The 20,679-nt window shown below is 55.5% G+C and carries 21 protein-coding genes; 14 read left to right on the top strand and 7 right to left on the bottom strand.

From position 1 onward, the window contains the following. Nucleotides 1–243: 243 nt before the first annotated feature. From VGK23_05015 to VGK23_05000, 4 genes are all read left to right on the top strand, one after another. Nucleotides 244–393 (top strand): hypothetical protein, encoded by a 150-nt coding sequence (locus VGK23_05015; protein HEY3419896.1) that lies wholly within the window; start codon nt 244–246, stop codon nt 391–393. Between the two features lie 37 nt (nt 394–430). Continuing rightward, on the top strand, nt 431–700 hold the full coding sequence (locus VGK23_05010; protein HEY3419895.1) for a hypothetical protein: 270 nt from the start codon (nt 431–433) through the stop codon (nt 698–700). 84 nt (nt 701–784) lie between these two features. Next, nucleotides 785–1,957: an aconitase X catalytic domain-containing protein gene (locus VGK23_05005; protein ID HEY3419894.1), complete on the top strand. Its 1,173-nt coding sequence runs from the start codon at nt 785–787 to the stop codon at nt 1,955–1,957. Further along, nucleotides 1,954–2,730: a DUF126 domain-containing protein gene (locus tag VGK23_05000; protein ID HEY3419893.1), complete on the top strand. Its 777-nt coding sequence runs from the start codon at nt 1,954–1,956 to the stop codon at nt 2,728–2,730. Before VGK23_05005 ends, VGK23_05000 begins: the two co-directional genes overlap by 4 nt. Nucleotides 2,731–2,942: 212 nt before the next feature. Here VGK23_05000 and ileS read toward each other — a convergent pair whose 3' ends face one another. Then, nucleotides 2,943–7,157, bottom strand: coding sequence for an isoleucine--tRNA ligase (ileS, locus tag VGK23_04995; GenBank protein HEY3419892.1), 4,215 nt, complete (start codon nt 7,155–7,157; stop codon nt 2,943–2,945). Between the two features lie 195 nt (nt 7,158–7,352). Then, nucleotides 7,353–8,378: a flap endonuclease-1 gene (gene fen, locus VGK23_04990; protein HEY3419891.1), complete on the bottom strand. Its 1,026-nt coding sequence runs from the start codon at nt 8,376–8,378 to the stop codon at nt 7,353–7,355. A gap of 214 nt (nt 8,379–8,592) precedes the next feature. Here fen and VGK23_04985 point away from each other — a divergent pair, with 214 nt between their 5' ends. Beyond that, nucleotides 8,593–8,805 (top strand): TRAM domain-containing protein, encoded by a 213-nt coding sequence (locus VGK23_04985; protein ID HEY3419890.1) that lies wholly within the window; start codon nt 8,593–8,595, stop codon nt 8,803–8,805. On the opposite strand, the gene VGK23_04980 is transcribed toward VGK23_04985, so the two are convergent. The 4 genes from VGK23_04980 to VGK23_04965 all read right to left on the bottom strand — a co-directional run bounded on the left by VGK23_04980 (nt 8,806) and on the right by VGK23_04965 (nt 10,712). After that, nucleotides 8,806–8,973 carry a hypothetical protein gene (locus tag VGK23_04980; GenBank protein ID HEY3419889.1) on the bottom strand — a complete coding sequence of 56 codons (168 nt, stop codon included), beginning with the start codon at nt 8,971–8,973 and terminating at the stop codon, nt 8,806–8,808. Between the two features lie 112 nt (nt 8,974–9,085). Further along, entirely contained in the window at nt 9,086–9,496 is a 411-nt protein-coding gene (locus tag VGK23_04975; protein ID HEY3419888.1) for a hypothetical protein, read from the bottom strand. Nucleotides 9,497–9,631: 135 nt separating this feature from the next. After that, nucleotides 9,632–10,285, bottom strand: coding sequence for a ribulose-phosphate 3-epimerase (gene rpe, locus VGK23_04970; protein HEY3419887.1), 654 nt, complete (start codon nt 10,283–10,285; stop codon nt 9,632–9,634). A gap of 7 nt (nt 10,286–10,292) precedes the next feature. Continuing rightward, complete coding sequence (locus tag VGK23_04965) at nt 10,293–10,712, bottom strand: universal stress protein (protein HEY3419886.1); 420 nt, start codon at nt 10,710–10,712, stop codon at nt 10,293–10,295. Between the two features lie 101 nt (nt 10,713–10,813). On the opposite strand from VGK23_04965, the gene VGK23_04960 reads away from it, so the two are divergent. The 3 genes from VGK23_04960 to rnz are packed head-to-tail and all read left to right on the top strand — an operon-like array spanning nt 10,814 to nt 13,131. Further along, nucleotides 10,814–11,026: a hypothetical protein gene (locus VGK23_04960; protein ID HEY3419885.1), complete on the top strand. Its 213-nt coding sequence runs from the start codon at nt 10,814–10,816 to the stop codon at nt 11,024–11,026. A 51-nt stretch (nt 11,027–11,077) separates the two neighbouring features. Further along, on the top strand, nt 11,078–12,178 hold the full coding sequence (locus VGK23_04955; protein HEY3419884.1) for an MFS transporter: 1,101 nt from the start codon (nt 11,078–11,080) through the stop codon (nt 12,176–12,178). Between the two features lie 14 nt (nt 12,179–12,192). Next, nucleotides 12,193–13,131 (top strand): ribonuclease Z, encoded by a 939-nt coding sequence (gene rnz / locus VGK23_04950; protein ID HEY3419883.1) that lies wholly within the window; start codon nt 12,193–12,195, stop codon nt 13,129–13,131. On the opposite strand, the gene VGK23_04945 is transcribed toward rnz, so the two are convergent. Continuing rightward, nucleotides 13,108–13,671: a CBS domain-containing protein gene (locus VGK23_04945; GenBank protein HEY3419882.1), complete on the bottom strand. Its 564-nt coding sequence runs from the start codon at nt 13,669–13,671 to the stop codon at nt 13,108–13,110. The genes rnz and VGK23_04945 overlap by 24 nt on opposite strands. Before the next feature lie 160 nt (nt 13,672–13,831). On the opposite strand from VGK23_04945, the gene VGK23_04940 reads away from it, so the two are divergent. The 6 genes from VGK23_04940 to VGK23_04915 all read left to right on the top strand — a co-directional run bounded on the left by VGK23_04940 (nt 13,832) and on the right by VGK23_04915 (nt 20,678). Beyond that, the gene (locus tag VGK23_04940; GenBank protein HEY3419881.1) at nt 13,832–15,115 is read left to right on the top strand and encodes a methionine adenosyltransferase; all 1,284 of its coding nucleotides are present in this window, start codon (nt 13,832–13,834) and stop codon (nt 15,113–15,115) included. Between the two features lie 3 nt (nt 15,116–15,118). Continuing rightward, the gene (locus tag VGK23_04935; GenBank protein ID HEY3419880.1) at nt 15,119–15,703 is read left to right on the top strand and encodes a DUF4443 domain-containing protein; all 585 of its coding nucleotides are present in this window, start codon (nt 15,119–15,121) and stop codon (nt 15,701–15,703) included. 260 nt (nt 15,704–15,963) lie between these two features. Then, nucleotides 15,964–17,838, top strand: a complete 1,875-nt coding sequence (locus VGK23_04930; protein ID HEY3419879.1) for a PQQ-binding-like beta-propeller repeat protein — start codon at nt 15,964–15,966, stop codon at nt 17,836–17,838. A 10-nt stretch (nt 17,839–17,848) separates the two neighbouring features. Next, nucleotides 17,849–18,358: a DUF4430 domain-containing protein gene (locus tag VGK23_04925; protein ID HEY3419878.1), complete on the top strand. Its 510-nt coding sequence runs from the start codon at nt 17,849–17,851 to the stop codon at nt 18,356–18,358. After that, nucleotides 18,355–19,221, top strand: a complete 867-nt coding sequence (locus tag VGK23_04920) for an energy-coupling factor transporter transmembrane component T (GenBank protein ID HEY3419877.1) — start codon at nt 18,355–18,357, stop codon at nt 19,219–19,221. Before VGK23_04925 ends, VGK23_04920 begins: the two co-directional genes overlap by 4 nt. Beyond that, nucleotides 19,218–20,678 (top strand): energy-coupling factor transporter ATPase, encoded by a 1,461-nt coding sequence (locus VGK23_04915; GenBank protein HEY3419876.1) that lies wholly within the window; start codon nt 19,218–19,220, stop codon nt 20,676–20,678. The genes VGK23_04920 and VGK23_04915 overlap by 4 nt, the downstream gene beginning before the upstream one ends. The last annotated feature ends 1 nt before the right edge of the window (nt 20,679 follow it).

The raw sequence follows: 20,679 nt of genomic DNA, 5'->3' as shown, positions 1-20,679 counted from the left end.
TCTTGCGGTAGCAGACGGCTATTGGTATGCCGAGCATCTTGCTCAATTCGTAAACATCCTTCGGCTTCCCCATGGTTGCCAGGAGAATCTTTCCGCAGTGCTCTTCAGTGAACAGCCTTGACTTTTCTAGTGCGTGCATCTTTAATCCACCCTGAGCAAAAGCACGCCGATTTAGGATATATAAACCAGATTAGGCTGTTATCATTATTGATTTCAGTAAATATTCTATGTCCAGACTGATTTATGGAAAACTGTGATAATCGATTCTTGAAGATTATGACAGGTCATATTCGTTACGCAGATCATGATTTGGATGAGCCAGATGGGCAAATTAACGATGAAATGCCAAGTGATGTTGCCCATCTGAATGGATTTTTTTACCCTCAAGACTGAAACCAATAAATAATCAGGAGTGGAAGTCATCTGGTCGATGTCGAGCAGTAATCGCGCATGGATCAAGGGTCTGGTATTCATCGGACTTCTTATCAGTGTGTTGGCCACCATAGCCACCGGACTCGGACTGGAGGATGCGGTGGAAAGGAACGGCGGGAATGCAGGAGCATTATTGAGTTCGGGGGAAGGCTCTGTGGGGATCCATGCTGCACTGGCAGGACTCATCGGATTCTTCCTTTTGCTGCATCTGGTGGTCAATAGAAGATCGATCATATTCACCCTTAAGAACATGGTCAAGTCCAAATAAGAAAAGACTGGAAAATTTGAGGGAAAATCACCGCCGGGGAAATTCACAAACATTTTATCTTATCATATTCCTCGCCCGTCCATCATGTTCCTGACCAAAGAGGAGGAATCGATCCTTGCCGGAGAACAGGGCAACGGCAGGCGTAGGGCCATGGAGCTGCTGGTAGCGGTCGGCAAGGTCTACGGCGCAGAAAGGCTTGTCCCGATCACATCGGCACATCTCTCGGGTGTGTCGTACAAAACGATCGGGGAGGGCGGGATCGACTTTCTCAAGGAAATGTCGCAGGACTGCAAGGTCACGGTAAGGACCACCCTTAATCCATCCGGTATGGACAGCGAACGCTGGAAGGAGATGCATGTTTCCGAGGAGTTCGCCCGGAAGCAGCTCGATATCATCGAATGCTACGGAAGGCTGGGGGTCCAGACGACCTGCAGCTGTACACCTTATCTATCCATCAATGTGCCCAACCGGGGCGACACCATAGCCTGGGCGGAATCATCCGCCCTTTCCTACGCCAATTCGGTGCTTGGGGCGAGAACCAATAGGGAAGGGGGGCCCGGGGCTTTGGCCGCCTCGATAATCGGCAAGACTCCGCTCTACGGGCTTCATCTGGATGTCAACCGGGTCCCGACCGTGGTCATCGAGGCCGAAATGAGGGAGGACCTCCTGGACTATGCGCTGCTGGGCCATGCGATAGGCTCCAAGATAGGTGGTGCAGTACCCTTCATCCGAGGCGTTAGGCCTGGAACGGACCAGCTCAAGATCATGGCGGCCGCCATGGCCGCAGCCGGTTCGGTGGCCATGTTCCACGTGGACCGAGTTACACCGGACAGCGCTTCACAGGATCTCAAAGGTCTGGAGGTGATCAGGATCGATTCCAAGGAGCTTCGCACCCTCAAGGACAAAGTGACCAGCGGCAAGGAGCCGGACCTGATAGCGCTTGGCTGTCCGCACCTCAGCGAGAATGAGGTGAGGCATCTGGCCAGTATCGTGAAGGGTAAGAGGAAGGCCAAGGACACCGATGTCTGGTTCTGCACATCGAGGGATGTCAAGGCCCGTTGCCCCAAAGAGGTCAGCGAATTGGAGAGAATAGGGAATGTGGTCTGCGATACATGCATGATAGTAACCCCGATCGAAGGCGTATACAGTTGTACGGCAACGAACTCATGCAAGGCATGCAGCTACCTGCCCTCATTATGCTCACAAAAGGTGGTGTGCGAATCGGCCGAAGCACTTCTCGGTTCGGTGATGCAATGAAGGGGCGTTCCATATCGGCTGGGGAAGGTGAGGGAAAGGCTGTGATCCTCACGGAGGCTTTCAGCTTCCTCGGCGGGGTCGATTCCAAGACCGGTGAACTTACCGTGGCGACAGGAAAGGCAGGTACATCGATCAGCCGGAAGGTCTTCATCTTTCCCAAGGGAAGGGGGAGCACGGTCGGGTCCTATACCATCCTCGACCTGAAGAAGCACGGTAATCAGCCATCGGCCATTATCAATGAGAAGGCGGAAACGATCGTCGCCACCGGAGCGGTCATGGCGGGCGTTCCCATGGTCGATTCCTTGGACATATCGTTGTTCCGTGATGGTGACGATGTTTTCGTGGATGGCGACACGGGTATGGTCAGTATAGCCGGTGTCAAAGAAAGCGAGGTCACCACCAGCATACTGCAATGCAAAGAGAGGATCCTCATCTTGAAGCGCAGCGACAAGGTAGGGACCAACCAAGGCAAGTGGGCCGGTGTGAGCGGTTATATCGAGCCGGGGGAAAGTCCGGAACAGACCGCTCCGAGAGAGATCCGAGAGGAACTCTCGATCAACGACTTCGTAATGAGGGCGAAGGCAGACCCGATCATCATCAGGGAACCTGGCCACATTTGGACCATCTATCCTTTCCTGTTCGAGACCGAGAGCCAGGATGTGACCACCGATTGGGAACATACCGACCACAAATGGGTGAGGCCGGAAGAGGTCAGGGATTACGACGTCGTCCCCGGATTCCTGAAGCTGCTGAACGACCTCAAGCTGGTTTGAGCTCGGAATACTCCGCCACCATTGCACCCTTGAAAGGTGTGATTTCCGATGGATCTCAGCGCCTCCGGACACGGACCGAGACCACCCCGGGAAATAGGACCAGTGACCATTCCTGTCTATGGGTCTGTCGTTATGGTCAACCAGCATTCATATCAAGTGAGAAAGAAGAAATGAAAAATGTTTGGCCGACCGGCCACGGGAAAAGGGGGCCCTTACAAGGCCACGTCGACCTCTTTCTCCAGAAGGTTCAGCTCGTGCGGGTCCAGGGTCGACGGGTTCAGCGCCATGATCAGGATGGAGCGGTTGATGGCCACCTGGTCCCTCAGTGACTGTATGAACCTCAGGACGGTCAGGAAGTTGTTGTTGGTTATGAGATATTCCAGCCCGTCCAACAGTATCACTCCCGAGTTGGCCGCCAGGAACTGTTCCAGTGAGTAGCTCAGTTTCTCCAGGTCCTTCGGCCGCAGGGACTCCTCCTTCCCAACGTTCGACAGCCAGACTATTTGAGTGTCGCCCATGTTGTATTTGGTCCTGATCTTGAGAGGATAGTTACGCGTAACGCAGAAGCCTTTGAGCCCCTGGGTGATGGCCTTCTCGAAATATGAATAGGCCCTTTCGGACTTCTCCTCTTTGATGAGGTATGCGTAGGACCGTTCCAGTTCACCCACTGGCTTGGGCTTCGCCCTCTCCTCGTCCTCGTCCAGGTCGTCCCTTACCGCGGCTCCGCAGCTCGGACATTTCAGTTCGTCAGGCTGGATGTCGTTGCCGCAGGACTGACACTTGACGGTCGCCTGAAAACCTCTGCCCTGGGCATAGACCAACAGGGCATCGATGGTCCTGGTCCCAAGTCCGCTCACGTTGGTGAGGTCCTCTTTTCCGGCGGCTGTGATCTTCTCGATGCTGTCGAATCCGGCATCGTAGAGCATCTCTGCCTTGAGCTTGTTCATGCGGGGGACTCTAAGCAGGTAGGGCAGGAGCCGTTCCTTGGGCGTGCCCTTATGGGCAATGGGGACGCAGGTGGGGCATCTTCCATCCGCTTCCAGGGCCGATCCGCAGGTATCGCATTTCCGGACATCCTCTGTTCTGACGAGATGGTTGAAGATGCGCTTGGCATCGGACTTGGTGAACCCTTCCATGGCGCCGAGCTTCTCCTCACCCAGGTTCTTCAGGTCATCGACCGAGCAGAAACCCTTTTCCGCCAGGCACATCGCCATCTTCGGGGTGAGCCCTGGTATCCCGGCCAGTTTGGTCATGGCCTCCTTGATGTGGGTCGAGGCAATCGCGATCTCCATCTTGTGCCCCTCGACCTCCCAGGTGACGTTGTAGGTGCCCATGGGCTGATCCACGAAGTCCAGTTTCTTGGCCCTCGTCTCGGACATGATGTGCTCTTTCCACATCTTGAAGTACTCGGTGATCTTGGCCGGGGCGGAAACTTCGACCTTGACGAACTCCTCAACGTCCAGCTTCATGTCCTTTCTCATTTGCTGGATACGTCGGATTATCTCCCTGGCAAACCCTTCCGCTTCTATCTCCGGGGTGATCTGGAAGTCGAGGTACACCTCGCCGCCGCTGAACTTGGCCCCGGCGACCTCGTTAGGCAGGGAGGAGGTGAACGAGACCATGTTGGGCTCGATCTTGACCAGCTGGCCTTCGATGCCTAGGGAGTACTCGCCCTTGTCGATGCTGTCCTTGATCTGCTTGGCCGGCCTGGATTTCAGCAACACCGCGATCTTCGAGGACCATTGCCGATAGACCTTGCCTATGGCATGGGGGTTGGGGATGACGTTCAGGATCGTCTCGTCCCATTCCTGTCCGGGCTTCACATACTGCACCGACTTGGTGTTCGATTGGGCCAGCAGGATGTCGTCCAATGCCATGATGGAGTCCATCGCCTCCTGTGTCGAGGCCTTGATGATGATGCGCTTCATCGGCCACCGCAGCTTGACGTTGCGAGCCTGCCGCTCCCTGGTGATGATCTCGACCAGTTCTGCGCACTCCTTCATCGAGGTCTCGAGCCGCTCATCGACCTTGGTCAGGTCGGCGGACGGCCATTCCAGCATATGGACCGATCCCTTGGTCCCGTCCATATGCTGATAGATGTCCTCGGTGACATGCGGGCAGAAGGGGGCCAGCAACAGGTTCGTGGCCATGACCGAATCGAACAGGACTTTGTAGGCTGCCAGCTTGTCCAGGTCGCCCTCCTCCTTCCACATCCGGTCCCTGATCAGGCGCACGTACCAGCGGGACAGATCGTCGAGTATGAACTCTTCGATGGCCCGGCAGGCCTTGTGCAGGTCATAGGTGTTGATGTTGCGGGTGACCTCATGCTTCAGCTTCTCGGTCTTGGAGATCAGCCACCGGTCCTCGGACCGCAGGTGGCCCTTCAACCTCTCATAGTCCACCGAGTTCGGGTCGAAGTTGTCTATGGCCATGTACTGGGTGGCGAAGTTGACCACGTTCCAGAAGACGTTGAGCATCTTCCGGGCGTTCTTCACCCCTTCGTTCTGGAAGGCGATGTCCTCCCATGGGGCGGAGGATCGCAGCATGTAGAACCGGAGCGCGTCCGCGCCGTACTCCGCGATGACCTTGCTCGGCTCAATGACGTTCCCCTTGCTCTTGGACATCGGCTGGCCGGTCGGGTCCAGCATCCATCCGTGCATGAGCACGCTCTCGTACGGTGCCCGGCCGAACGCTATGCATCCGGCGGCCAACTGTGAATAGAACCATCCTCTGGTCTGGTCCTGCGCCTCGGTGATCCATCGTCCCGGCCACCAGCGGTCGAACTCGGTCCGCTTGCCCGGGAAACCCAGTTGCGCCCAGGAGGCCACTGCCGAATCGAACCACACGTCCAGGACGTCCAGTACTCTCCTCATGGTCTTGCCGCAGCGGGGACAGTCACAGGTGATCGAATCGATCCATGGCCGGTGCAGCTCCATGTCCTTGCGGTAGCCGTCCAGTTTCTCCAGCTCGGCGACCGAGCCGATGACCTTTATCTCCCCGCAGGCGCTGCAGGTCCACACCGGGATCGGTATGCCCCAGTACCGCTGACGGGAAATGCACCAATCCCTGGCGTTGAGCACCCAGTCGTACATACGCGAGGAACCGGCCCAATCTGGGGTCCATCTTATCCTCTCGACCTCCTCAAGCATCAGGTTCTTGACCGCGGTGACCTTGAGGAACCATTGCTGGGTGTTGCGGAAGATGACCGGCGTGTTGCACCTCCAGCAGTGCCCGAAACGGTGCTCGATGGTACCGCTCCAGAACAGGACGGACTTCTCCCTGAGGTCCTCGATTATCAGAGGATTGGCCTTCTTGATGTGCATGCCCTGGTATTTCTCGCCCACATCGGAATTGAACTTCCCATTAGCGTCGACCGGACAGAACGGTTCGATGCCGAACTCCTTGCCCAGCTCGAAGTCTTCGGGGCCGTGCCCAGGCGCGATATGCACCAGACCGGTGTTGGAGGGCTCGACGGTCTTGGAGGGGATGACCTTATGCACCCATTTGCCGTCCACCTCTCTCTGGTAGGGGACCTCGTCGGCGAAAGGCGACACGTATTCCGTTCCAACAAGGTCGTCCCCCTCTATGGTCTCCAGGATATCGTACTGCTCCCAGCCTCCGATCTCACCGATCTGATCGACCAGGTCCTTCAGCACGATGACGGTCTCGGTCTCACCGATGCGGCGGAAGCGGACCTTTACATATTTGAAATCAGGATGGGCGGCAACGGCCATGTTCGCCGGCAGCGTCCATGGCGTGGTGGTCCATATGAGCAGGGAGACCTTCTCGTCGTTCCTAAGGGGGAACTTGACGTAGATCGACGGGTCCTTCTCGTCCGAGTACTCGATCTCCGCCTCGGCCAGTGCCGTTTCGCAGCGGGGGCATCCAGGCAACACCCGGTTTGAGGTGACCAGCAGGCCCTTGTCATGCGCCCGCTTCAGCGTCCACCAGGCGGCCTCTATGTAGCTGGAGTTGATGGTAAGGTACGGGTTGTCCCAGTCCATCCACACTCCCAGTTCTGAGAACTGCTCGTTCATTTTCTTCTGGAAGCCCAACGCGAACTCCTTGCAGGTCCCCACGAAACGGTCGATGCCGTACTCCTCGATCTCCTTCTTGTTCTTGACGCCGATGGATTGTTCCACCTTGACCTCGATCGGCAGACCATGCATGTCATAGCCAGGAGTATCGGTCACGTTGAACCGCTGCATCCTCTTGAACCGGATGATGGTGTCCTTGATGGTCTTGTTCCATGCCGTGCCCAGGTGGATGTAACCTGTGGTGTACGGAGGACCATCGACGAAGTAATAATCAGGACCGCTGGCGCGGAGCTCCTTCGTCTTCTTGTACGCATCGGTCTTGGCCCAGAAATCCCGGACCGCTTTCTCTAGTTTAGCTGGATTGTAACTGCCTTGGACTTGCTTTATCATCGCCGTCCCTTCCGTCGCCCAGATGCCGCCAGACAATATAAACTACATGGTCCAGAAGCTGCGCGTCGTAACCTCGGCATCCGGAGAGAAACGTTATATCATTCTGTTATCATATTAATGTTCTCGCCTTAATACGGAAAATGAAAGTTATTCCTGGCAGCTTGGCATTTCCCGATCATCCCGGTCCGGTCTGCCTTAGAACATGTCCAGGCTGGACTGGTTCTTTATCTCCTTTTTGACCGGTTTAGGGACCATCTTGTCCAATGCGGAGTTGACCCGCTGCTCCGAGAAATCATATTGACCGACCAGCATTTCAACGACCTTCGTTCTGTCCGGTTCCTTCCAATCGAGCGTATAGTTGTCCGTCTTCTCGAAATCCAGGAACAGGTCCCTGACCTTCTCGTACTCGGGGAAGACCTTGTCGATGGAGGCCATTGCTCTAACGAAGTCACCTTGTTCCTTGATCAGCTTCAGTGCTCGCTTGGGCCCGATCCCGCTGATGCCTTCGTTGTAGTCCGTGCCCATCATGATGCAGAGGTCGATCAGCTGCTCCCTGGATATCTCCAGTTCCCTGAATGCCATCTCCGCATCGATGATCTCCATCTTAACATCCCGGTACTCGTTCCTCCCGGGCATCTTCCGCCTCCCTGCCAAGGTCAGGTTCCGCAGGAGCCGGGGCGCTCCGAACAGCAGCGAGTCGAAATCCTGCGACGAGGCCGCCCACACCACTCCCTTCTGCGCCATATAGGCTGCCTGAGCCTCTCCCTCCTCCGCCGCCTGGACCACCGGGATGCCGAGATGGGTCAGCAGTATCCGGGAGGACGCGACTATCTCGTTCGTGATCCGGGACGATTGGGTGGCCTTCGAGAATGCTTTCTCCGTCTCTCCCTTTTCTATCGATGTCTGCCATTCCTGTTGGGCCTTGACCCTTCGTTCATGACGGTCCTGGATCGTACCGCTCTTCATCTCGGAAGGTATCCCGTCGAAAACGTATGCGGGCCTTACACCCATCTCAATAAGGTTAGCGTTCCGGTTGAGCAGACCGGACAGGTGGGAGGTGATCCTCCCTCTGCTGTCCTTGAGCGGCGTTCCATCGGGCTGCCGTATGACCGATAGGAACTGGTAGATGGCATTGTAGGCGTCTATGGCCACCGTTTTGCCCCTCAGTTCCTCCGATGTAACATCCCGTGCCTTGATGATGTCGGCCAGGTTGACGCCCATTTTCTTCGATCCTCCATCGGAGCGGATCCCGCTTCCTAATCTGAATCGGATACTGGAATAATAACCATTTCCCGACAATGGATGTCCACTACGGGCGTTTAGCCGGATCGAACGATCTCCTTCGCTCCCAATCGCCTCGCTATATGCTGATTGGCTGATCGCATCTGGCCAGATAGAGAAAACATTAATATCGGTCCCTTACCTAGTTCATGACATGGAGAATTCGGTCGGGTTCAAGGAGAAGAAACCGGTGGAAGAAGGTAAGACATACACCGTAACGATTTCTGACATCGGGTCTCAGGGAGATGGTGTGGGGAAGATCGAAGGCTTTGTCATCATCGTGCCGGACACTAAGATCGGAGAAACCGTCCAGGTCCGTATAGACCGGATCAGCAAGAAGGTGGCCTTCGGGACATTGGTCAAATGATCATTCTTTGAACTGCGGCATGTACAGCATGACCATCGCGATTCCGATCCATACCAGGATGGCCATGAATATGCATATGCCAGCGTTGAAGGCCATCGCCAATACCAGAAGAATCAGGGGTAGGATTACCGTCAGCAGTATCAGCAGGTGTCTCTTCGTGAATTCCATGAGGCCACTCAGCACGGAATAAGAGGGGGCATTTATTTACCTTTCCCCTTCAATTTGATCCCAGATGCCATCCCTGATGATCGAAATGGCGCATCCTGGAGCTCTAAGGCGTTTAGTCCCTTTCCTTCGCCTTGTTGACGAACTTGAGCCCAGACCAGGTGTCGTCGATGGAAGAGACCTTAACGTCGATCATTCCATTCGCCACACCGACCTCGCGCACCATGGCGCCAGTGAGGTCCGTTTTCATCTTCGACGATCCCTTCGGCCAGCAGACCCAGATGATCCCTTCATGTTTGATGGCCGCGAGCAGCCTGGGGAACGTGGTGTCTACCTCTTTCTTGCTCTTGCTGAACATCTGTACAAAATCAAGCTCCTCGGTGATGTCATCGACCACCACAACGTTCTTTGGAAGCCTGCCAAGAACCTCGTCGTAGCCCTGAGGTGAGTTGATGAACAGGAGTTTCATCCCATCCTTGATGCCAAGCTTTGTGACCAATGACTTCTTAGATCCAATTCGAGCCATGTGATTTCCTTTCGGGGAACGGGTATACCTCAAGTATTGACTTTCGGTGTACTGCCCGAGATAGCGTTCACCGTTAATAAAATGTCGATTCTCCCCACGATTCAAATTCCTCATAATTTCTCACATCTGGCTAACTTAGAATTTGTGCCAAGCTCCTATCTCAGCCTTCATATCCTTCGATCCGAAGAGTGCGCTGCCCGCGGCCAGTGCGTTAGCGCCCGCCTTGACGCACCTCGAACCGGTGGAGGCGTTGATCCCTCCGTCGATCTCGATGTCGAAATCGAGGCCGTTCGCCTCGGCATACTTCTTCGCCATGGATATCTTCGGAACGACTCCATCGATGAACGACTGTCCCCCGAAACCGGGGTGAACGGTCATGACCAGAAGCAGGTCTATCTCCTTCAGGTATGGAAGCACCGCCTCGAATGGCGTCTCCGGGTTGATCGAGATACCGGCCCTCATACCCAGCGATCTTATCTTTGCCAGGGTCTCAGATATCACATTCGAGGCTTCGACATGTATGGTTATGAAATCGGCTCCGGACCTGGCGAACGCTTCGATGTAGCGCTCCGGCTGGACTATCATCAGATGTACATCGAAGGGCAGCTTGGTGTGCGGCCGGATCTTCTTTATGACCTCCGGTCCGATGGTGATGTTCGGAACGAACATTCCGTCCATGACGTCGACATGGACCCAATCCGCGCCTGCCTCCTCGACCCTGCGAACCTCATTTGCCAGCGCGCCGAAGTCTGCCGATAGGATGGATGGAGCGACCTTGATCATTTGCATCAAGCTCCTAAGGGACCACCATGACCGGCACTTTCGAGTACTGTACCACACGGGAGGAAACGCTGCCCATCAGGAAACGGGCCAGCGCACCTATGCCCCTGGTGCCGACGATCACCAGATCGAACCCGTCCTCGGAGAGGTTCAGGATGACCTCTGCCGGGTTGCCGAGCATGACCTTCAATTGTGTTTTAGCACCTGCCTCTTCACAGACGGTCTTGGCCCGATAGAGCTTCTCCTCTCCCTTGGCCCGTTCCGCCTCATCCGTGGTGGGCATACCGGTGTAATAAGCGGATTCGGTTGGTTGGAGCACGTAAAGGAGCACTATCTCGGAACTGAAGGGCGTAGCGATCTCCGCCGCCATCTTCGCAGCCCGGAGCGAGTTCTCAGAACCGTCCACTCCGACCAATATTCTTTTCAGCGTCGTCATTCTGATCGTCTGGTGATGGTCCCAGGCGGACATAATGATGTCGATGGGCTGACGATACTCAGGGCAAAACGTTAAAATGAACGTGATGGAATGCCAGATTCATGGCAGAGACCCACCACGCTGTAGAAAAAGAGAAGCCCTGCGATGTAGCCGGATGCGGGAAGCCGGCTGAAAGGTCGATATCCCAGAACAGCGCCCAGGAGGCCGAGCTCAAGGTAGATGAGGACCTGAAGCGTGTCCACCTCTGCAAGGAGCACTACAAGGCCTATAAGAAAGCGACCAAGACCGAGAGAAAGATCGGTTCCATACGCTGATCGCAGCTTAACCCCGCAAGGATTAAGGTCTGTGAGGGATTCCTCGAACGGATGAAGGTCGCTTGGATCCAAGTTCTGTCCAGCGCCGGGCTTTCCGGTTCTGCGCTGCTCATCCCGAACATGCTTCGGGGGGATTTCGGCGCCAACACCATCGAGATCGGCCTGATCACCGCCGTTTTCAATGCCGCCCTGTTCTCCTCCTCATGGATATTCGGCAGGGCCTCCGACGTTCACGGGAAAAGGCGCATTTTGCAGGCTGGCCTTCTGATCACTTCCATTGCCCTCCTCCTCCAGGTGTTCGCCCATGACGCGTTCATGGTGGGCCTGTCCCGGGTATTCGTCGGGACCGCCTGCGGCATCTACCCGTCCGCTCTTCTTTGCCACGTCTATGAGAACGACAAGAAGGTGGGTAAGTTCAGCGCCTATGGCAGTCTCGGCTTCGGTTTCGGGACCTTCTTCGCCGGGGCCATAGGCATCTACTATGGCATCTTCATCGCCAGCGCGGCAATGCTCTTTGTGGCGTTCGTGGTCTCACTCTATCTGCCGTTCCATAAAGAAAGGTGCCATCAGGTCCCGCTCTTCCCGACCAAGATCATAGTCCGCAATTTCCCGGTCTATCTGTCGGTCATGTTACGGCATATCGGAGCGAACATGATATGGGTGGTGTACGCGCTGTTCCTGGCAGACCTCGGGGCGGACCCGCTCTTCATTGGGATGGTCTATGGAGTGAACGCGGCCGCTCAGTTCGTTTTCATGAACTACGTCGACCGGTTCGGGTCGAAGAAGCTTGTGCTGTTCGGTTTCGTCTTCTCCATGTTGACGTTCCCCTCCTATACCATCGCCACCACATATTGGATGATAATCCCGAGTCAAGTGATGATCGCCGCGTCGTGGTCATGCCTCTATGTCGGCTCGGTCAAATACGTCATGGAACGGAACGATGAGAAAGGGACCAGCGCCGGGCTGCTGCAATCCTTTCTCAGCATATCGGCGATCATGGGGGCATTGATCGGCGGTTTGGCCACATACAGTTTGGGATATCATGGCACCATGTATCTGGCAACGGTGATGGCGGCGTTGGGATTGGTGGTCTTCTTCTTCAGCAACAAATGGATGGACCGCCACGACGCAAAAGAGATTAATGCATCCTGAGTAGATGTGGTGGCGTGGAGATCATATTTCTTGGGACTGGAGGGAGCGTACCGACCAGGAGCCGCAACACCAGCGCAACGGCCGTGCGCGTGGGTCCTGAGATCGTTTTATTCGATTGCGGTGAGGGCACCCAAAGGCAATTGATGAGCTCCCCGGTCTCCTACATGAAGATCGCCAAGATCTTCATCACCCATCTCCACGGTGACCATTTCCTCGGATTGCCCGGCCTGATCCAGTCGATGAACTTTGCAGGCCGCACGGAATCCTTGGAGATCTATGGTCCGGAAGGGACCTCGGCCACGGTCGACACGATACTGAACCTCGGCTATTTCCAGGCGGGGTTCCAGGTCTCCGGGCACGATGTTGATGATTACCATATCGTCCAGGGAAAAGGCTATCAGGTCAAGGCGGTCCGGACCGACCACAGCATCCCCTCGTTCGGGTTCGTTCTCAGCGAGGACCTCCGGCGCGGAAGGTTCAACCGGGCCAAGGCCATCGAGCTTGGCGTTCCCGAGGGTCCCTGCTTCTCGAAGCTCCAGTCCGGTTCGAGCGTGATGGTCGAAGGCAGGACGATCTCGCCGGACATGGTCATGGGAGATCCCCGTCCCGGTCTTAAGGTGGCGTTTTCCGGGGACACGAGGCCGAGCGAACATTTCATGGAATCGATCCTGGGATGCGACCTGCTGGTGCACGAGGCGACCGCGGACATCTCGCTGCAGGAGAAGGCCAAAGAGTTCGGCCATTCGACCGCCAGAGATGCCGCCACCATAGCCTCGCTGGCCCGGGTCAAGGCCCTCTTCCTTAACCACTTCAGTGGCAGGTACGAGGACGTGGGCCTCCTGGTCGAAGAGGCCCGGGACATTTTTCCCAATACCTATGCCTCGGAGGACCTGATGATCGTGCAGGTCAACTATGACGGGACGGTAACCTCAAAGAAGCTTCAGAACGTCTGAGCTGGTTATTATCCCGACGATCGAACCTTTCCTAGATACGAGGACTGCATTGGATGCGGACAGCAGAGAGGTCACCACTTCGACAGCGGCCTCCTCGCTGACGATCGGGAACGAGTCCATCATGATCGAGCCCACCGTCTGCTCTCCCAAGTCCTCCATCTTCGAGCCGTCACGCAGCATACTGAGGATCTTGAACTCACTGATGCTGCCTACGTGCTGAACTCCGTTGAAGACCGGTAGTTGCGAGTATCCGCTCTCCCTCATCACCTCGGTGGCCCGTTTGACCTTCTCACCCGATTGTATGCTGACGATGTTGGTGGAGGCGACGTCCTTTGCACGCATTCCCTCTCGCCTCTTGCTCATCTCTTCCTGCAGGACCTCGAAGATCCTGACGACGGCCGAATAGCTGCCCTTGATGCTGCCCCTTTCCATCTTCGCTATCGTGGATTGGCTCACGCCGGAAAGAGAGGCCAATTCAGACTGGGTGATGTCTAGGCTCTTACGTAATTTCTTGATCTCCGTCTCATCAGGGAATTTCATGGCAATACCCACATGTTATTAGTCATATATGAATAATTGAGTCAATAGGGCTTATATGACCGAACCAATTACAAGCGGCTAGCTCAGTCTACGGCCAGACAGTATTGGGATAAAAGCTGGTCAAGGATTGCAAATTACTCCAGCAAAATAGGTGACCATCATGGCATCCAAGCCGATTAGGAAGACCACAGCAAAGAAGCCAGCGGTAAAGAAGATCGATAAGAACATCATCGTCGAGAGCCTGAAACTCACCCCTATCGAGAAGCAGAGGGTCGAGCTCGTCGAACGTAAAGGCCTCGGGCATCCGGACACCATCTCCGATGGATTGGCAGAATCGGTCAGCCGTGCGCTGTGCAAGATGTATCTGGACAGATACGGAGAGGTTCTGCACCACAACACCGATCAGAACGAGGTTGTGGGTGGACAGAGCGCCCCAAAGTTCGGCGGCGGAAGAATGCTCGAGCCGATCTATATCGTCCTCATCGGCCGAGCGATCACCCAAGTGGACGGAGAGCGGCTGCCATATGCCACCACCGCCATCGGAGCGGCGAAGGATTACCTGAAGAACTTCCCGCATCTGGACGTGAACAATGATGTCATCGTGGACTGCAAGATCGGCAAGGGCAGCATCGACCTGATAAAGAACTTCGAGTCCCTCGCTGACAAGTGCAAGGTGAACGGCAACGCCAACAGTTGCATGCTGGCGAACGACACCTCCTTCGGGTGCAGTTTCGCACCTCTCTCCCAGACCGAGACGGTGACGCTCGAGGTCGAGCGTTACATCAACGGCGCGATGAAGAAGAAGCTCAAGGAGACCGGCCAGGACGTGAAGGTCATGGCCTCGAGGAACAACGACAAGATAACCCTGACCATCGCCTGCGCCATGGTGGACAAGTTCGTTCCGGACGCCGACCATTACATCAATGTCGTGCAGGAGATGACCCAGCGGGTGTCCGACTATGCCTCGAAGTTCACCAAGTACGATGTTAAGGTCGACGTGAACCACGCCGATGATTACAAGAACGGCAACTACTACCTGACGGTCACCGGGCTCAGCGCGGAGAACGGGGACGACGGCTCCGTCGGTCGCGGTAACCGCGTCAACGGCCTGATCACCCCTTACCGCTCGATGAGCATGGAGGCCTCCGCCGGAAAGAACCCGATCACCCATGTCGGCAAGATGTACAACATCCTTGCCAACTGGATTGCGAGGGACATCGTGAAGGAGGCCGGCGGGGACGTCCAGGAAGCCCAGGTAAGGATCCTGTCCCAGATCGGCAGGCCCATCAACGACCCGCAGACCTGCAGCGTCCAGCTCATTCTGGGAGACGGCGTCAACTTCGAAAAGACCCAGAAGAAAGCGCTTGCGGTGGCCGACAACTGGTTCGAGAACATCAACAAGGTCACGGAGAAAGTTGTAAAAGGCGAAGTGACGGTATTCTAAGCGATGAAGCTCGTTGATTTGCCCAGATATGGTCCGGTGCACCGGTTCGCCGACTATCACGTCTTCAAAACACTTTCCATCTTATCCGATGGAAAGCGCAAGGGGCGCAAGCAACTTGCTGACATGGTGAACATAGGTGAAGGAAGCATGCGGACCATCATCGAGTATCTTCGCGATCGCGAGATGATCGATGTCAAACAGACCGGGGTCAAGATAGCCATCAAGGGCCACGAGTTCCTCGGCAAACTCCCGATCTTCATGGAAAGGGTCGAGCCGACGGACAGCACCCTAGGTGAGAGGAGCGCGGCTGTGCTAGTTAAAGGCCAGAGCATGAAGATCAAGCTCGGCGTGGAACAGAGGGACAGTGCGATCAAGGCTGGAGCGGAGGGGGCGACGACCATCATCGTATCCGGCGACCATCTCGTGGTCCCGCCCGACTACGATCTGGACAATGAGAGGCCGGAGTTCGCCGAGGCGCTCCGGAGGCTTCTGGCGGTGACCGAGGGCGACGTCATCATCATCGGCACCGCAAAGACCTACGACCAGGCGGAAGATGGTGCATTGGCGGCGGCGTTCGAATTGATCTGAACGGCCATACCTGGCGGTCTTTTCATTTTTCTAAACAATTGAATGGGTTTGGCGGATCACACCGCCCTCACCACATATGGCCTCATCATCTCATTGTCCTCGTGGTCCAGGATATAGATGCTTCGTCGAATGATCTATGAATCGACCAGTCGAACAAGGCAATAGACGGTCTCAGAAATATAATTATTCGGTGGAAGAGGGTTGATATATTGGATAATACATCCAATACTCGGTCTAACCAAGGCCATCGGGGATCTTCGATGAAATTTCAACGATTGTTCGCGTTTCTAATGTTCGCTTCGTTCTTGACAGTGGCGGCAATGCCGGTTCTAACTGACGCTACGACACCTCAAACCTGTGCCGTTCTTATCGATTTCGGAGATGGAACTGTCGCATGGGCCGATGTCCCAATTGACTCAAACACCGATTCTTTCAACGCCACCAAGATGGCAGCAGAGCAATTAGGTCTGGCATTCGAATCGATAAACTATCCTGGGATGGGGGACTTTGTTGACAAGATAGGAAACAAGAGCAGCACCTCCACCGAGTTCTGGGGATTCTGGGTTTGGAACAGTACGGCTCAGAAATGGGTATCTCCAATGTTTGGAGCCCAGTCACCAAATGCAAAGGCAATAAACTTTCCAGCCATAGCGTTTAAGATCGGCGCATCTCGGGCCGATTGGTCCTCACCAGCCCCTCTGGCCACACCGGAGCACAGGTATCCATGGACCGTTTCAAAATATGACCTCTCCAATTCCGGTAATTCACCATCCTATTCCAGTGTCACCCCTGGGATGGCATGGAGCAAGAACCTGAACTCTGGCGCGATCGACACGGTCCCGGTCAGCGCGAACGGCAGTCTGTATGTATTTGCCGGGGACTTCATGACCAAGGCCAAGCTCTTTTGCATGGACCTGAATGGAGATCAGAAGTGGAACGCAACGGTCAATTCAACCGCTTTCCAGTTATCTTCGCCTCTCCTGATCGAAGGTCAGGTCATCGTTTCGACAAACGATGGCGTCGTCACTTCGTTCAACTCAGCGACGGGAGCCAAGCTGTGGAACTTCACCATCGATTCCCCGGCCAAGGGGATCAGCTCGTCGCCTGTGTTCACCTCTAACATGATAATCGTGCCCGGCGGTGACGGTAAGTTGTACGCCCTGAATGAGGACGGATCTCTGGCATGGAAGAAGGTGCTTGCCTCCGAGATATACTACTCAGCCCCGGCGGTCAAGGATGGGACCATCTACGTCGGATCCACCGATGGCGTGTTCCATGCCGTGGCGACGAATGGGACCGAGTTGTGGAACGTCTCCTTTGGGGGAAAGATCAAGTCCTCAGCAGCCCTCCTCAACGATTCGATCGTCCTGATCACCTATACCTATGCGGTATCGGATTATGCCGTGTCCTCGTCGAACTTCGTCCAGATGAACTACACCGGCACGATCATGTCGAACATCTCCATGACGGGCAAGATGAGCACCCCTTCGATACTCGGTAAGAATGTCGTGGTCTCCTATGGAAACGATATCCAGATGAGGAAAGCGAACGGTTCTCTGGTATGGTCAACATCGATCGGGGCGACCATCGGAGGATCCATAGCGGTTTCCTCGAACGGCATCCTGGCAATTACGAACGAGGCGACGAGCAACATCGTGATGCTTTCGAAGACGGGCGTCAAGATGTGGAATTCCTCGTTGCTTCCAGCCAACTATGCTCTGGGATCGCCGATCGTTGTGGAGGACACCGTCATTGCCGTGTGCGACAATGGATATGTCTACGCCTACAACAACCTCGATCCGGTCGTAAATCTGACTGCCGTCAATGATGGTTTGAAGGTCGAGTTCTCCGCCGGGATCGTCGACCTGGACCAGTGCCATGTGACCTGGAACTTCGGCGACGGTAACACCAGCACCGGAGCGCATGTCAACCATACCTATGAAAAGGCGGGAAGCTACACCGTTACCGCCTGGACCGTTGACGCGCAAGGGGCGAACACGACCGTTACCAAGGCCATATCGGTTGAATCCAAGACCGCGGCGACCGATAACACCATGCTCTATGTCCTAGTGGCATCGGTCGTCCTGGTCCTGTTGGCGGTAGGGGCAGTCTATTTCGTGAGGCGCAAGAAGTAGGGGATACAAGATGAAAAAATCGACACTGGTGGCGATCATCGTCGTCGTATTGGTGGCCGTGGTGCTGGTAAGCGGAATGGGACTGTTCCCCGGCAACAGCAGCGGAGCCAAGAACAAGACCGCCACCATGACCATCGATTTCTCCGATGCCCCCACGAACCATTTCCGGAACAACGTGACCACCTGGACCAATTCCAGCGGGGTCTGGACCTATGAGACCCATGCGAGCGGTAACGGCACCACCATCTTCGTCTTCAAGAACATGACGTTCTCAGACAACGTCATGGACCTTCTGATGGAATGTGCGGGCAAGGGAGACTTCGCCGTGGTCAGGCAACAGTACGTCGCCATGGGAACGATCATCGAGAGGATCGATGGGGTGAACACCGAGAGGCCTGGACGGGGTTGGCAGTTCTATGTTAACGATGTCTATGGAACGGTCGCATGCGACAAGACAACATTGAACGATGGAGACCGAGTGTACTGGAAGTTCATGGAGCTGTCAGGTAATCTCACATGATATTCCCATACAAGGACACCAACTCGAGGATCCACAAGCTGGATGCCCGACCCAAGATCGTGTTCGTAGCGGCGATGTTCGTTATGTCCGTGCTCCTTTCGGACATCTTCTACTTGGCGATCCTGTTCCTCTTCATACTATTGGTGGCGGTGGCGGGCAGAGTGCTCCGGTCCACGCTCTCGTTGCTGAAGTATACCGCATACATGATTCCTTTCGTCTTCCTCTTCAATCTCCTAATCCCTCAGGGCTATGATGTGGTCTTCACCTATGGAATAATCAGGATCACCTCGGAATCGATCTGGTTCGCGACCAGCATGTGCTTCAGGCTGTTCGTGGCCGTGGGATCGTTCTCATTGCTCGCCTTCATCGTGCATCCGGACGAGGCTCTCCGCGCCATGTCAAGATTCGGCCACAAGACGACAACCTCGTTCTCCTTGGCCACTAGGATGTACCCCACCATCGCGACCGATTCGAAGAACATCATGGACGCCATGCGGGTCAGGGGTGTGGAGTTCGACGAGGGTGGGGCTCTCAAGAAAGCCCAGGCCCGGTCCCCGGTCGTAATGCCCCTGTTGATGAACTCTCTTGAGAGGTCCGTCGGGATATCCGAGGCGATGGAAGCGCGAGGGTTCGGATCGGGCAAAAGAACGTCCTATATCATCGCCAGGATAACGACCCGCGAGATCGCGATGGTGATATCGTTCGTTGCGGCGATGTTCTTCGCCGTGGCGATGTTCATAGTCGGACATGGCCACGTCGATTATCTTGCCGGTGAGATGACGAGCCCGTCCTTGCTGGACTTCGAGATCATCGGCGTCATCCTGCTATTGCTTTCGCCGATATTCCTGGGGGGAAGGAAATGATCGAGGTGGAACGGCTCTCATTCCAGTATGTCGGTGCGAACGCCAATTCATTGAACGACGTCAATCTTAAGATAAAGGAAGGCGAGTTCATCCTGGTGCTGGGGAGGTCGGGCTGCGGCAAGTCCACCCTCTGCCGTGCCCTGAACGGGCTCATCCCTCATTTCTATGGCGGGAGGATGTCAGGCCATGTGGTCGTCGACGGCATGGACACGAGAGACCATTCCCCCTGTGACTACGCGAACTTGGTAGGCATGGTGTTCCAGGACCCCGAGAACCAGTTGGTCATGACCAATGTGGAGAATGAGATGGCATTCGGCATGGAGAACATGTGCGTCCCCACCGAGACCATGAGGGAAAGGGTCCTTCAATACTCCGAGTACCTGGACCTGAAACAATTCCTGACCCGGTTCATTCCGGAACTGAGCGGAGGGGAGAAGCAGAAGGTGGCCATGGCATCCATCCTGGCCATGCGACCGAAGTACATCGTGCTGGACGAACCCACATCGCAGCTGGACGGGGACAACGCCGTGCTGTTCCTGGAGTTCCTTAAGCAGATGAACCGCGAACTGGGGATATCGGTCATACTGGTTGAGCACCGGGTCGAGCGCTGCATCGATTATCCCGACCGGATAATCGTCATGGACCAGGGTTCCATCGTCAAGGACGGGCCACGGGACGAGATGGTGGATTACATGAAGGGCATAGGCCTTTTGAACGCGCCAGAGAGCCGCAATGTGGCGATCCCCGACGATAAACCCGACATAATCGAGGCGGATAACATCAGCTTCGGATATGAAGGAAGAGAGGTGCTAAAGTGCTTGGGATTGAAGGTCAAGACTGGCGAACTGGTCTCCATCACCGGTGATAACGGGAGCGGCAAGTCCACCCTGATGAAGAACCTCAATGGGCTGCTGAGACCGAGGACCGGTGATGTAAAGGTCAACGGTAAAAGCATCTCCGGTCTGACGTCCGCATCGATCGCCAAGACCATTGGCTATCTGGGGCAGAATCCTAACGATTACCTGTTCGAGGAATCGCTCGAGGCGGAACTCCAGTTCACCCTCAGAAACCTCAAGATCGATGAGAAGGAGTGGGACGAGAGGATCCACTGGGCGCTCAGGATACTGGATCTGGAGCGGTACCTGAAGAGGTTCCCCCGGGACCTGAGCTGCGGTGAGAGGGAGAGGGCCGCCCTGGCCTCGATCCTTGTCGCCAAGCCCAAGGTCCTGATACTGGACGAGCCCACGAGAGGGCTTGACCAATGGAACAAGGCCAAACTGGGCGATATCCTGGAGAAGCTTCGTGCGGAGGGTCAGACCACCATCCTGGTGACCCATGACTACCGGTTCATTGCGGAATATTCCAGCCGGGTTCTCCGACTGAAGGACGGGTGCCTGACGGAGATATCCCTGGACGATATGATGGCCATCGCCAAAGAAGAGCTAGGGGTGGTCTGAG

The organism is Methanomassiliicoccales archaeon, from assembly GCA_036504055.1.
In the GTDB taxonomy this organism is placed as follows: domain Archaea; phylum Thermoplasmatota; class Thermoplasmata; order Methanomassiliicoccales; family UBA472; genus DASXVU01.
The sequence above is the reverse complement of the archived record's forward strand: the minus strand, read 5'-3'. Positions and strand labels throughout refer to the sequence as shown.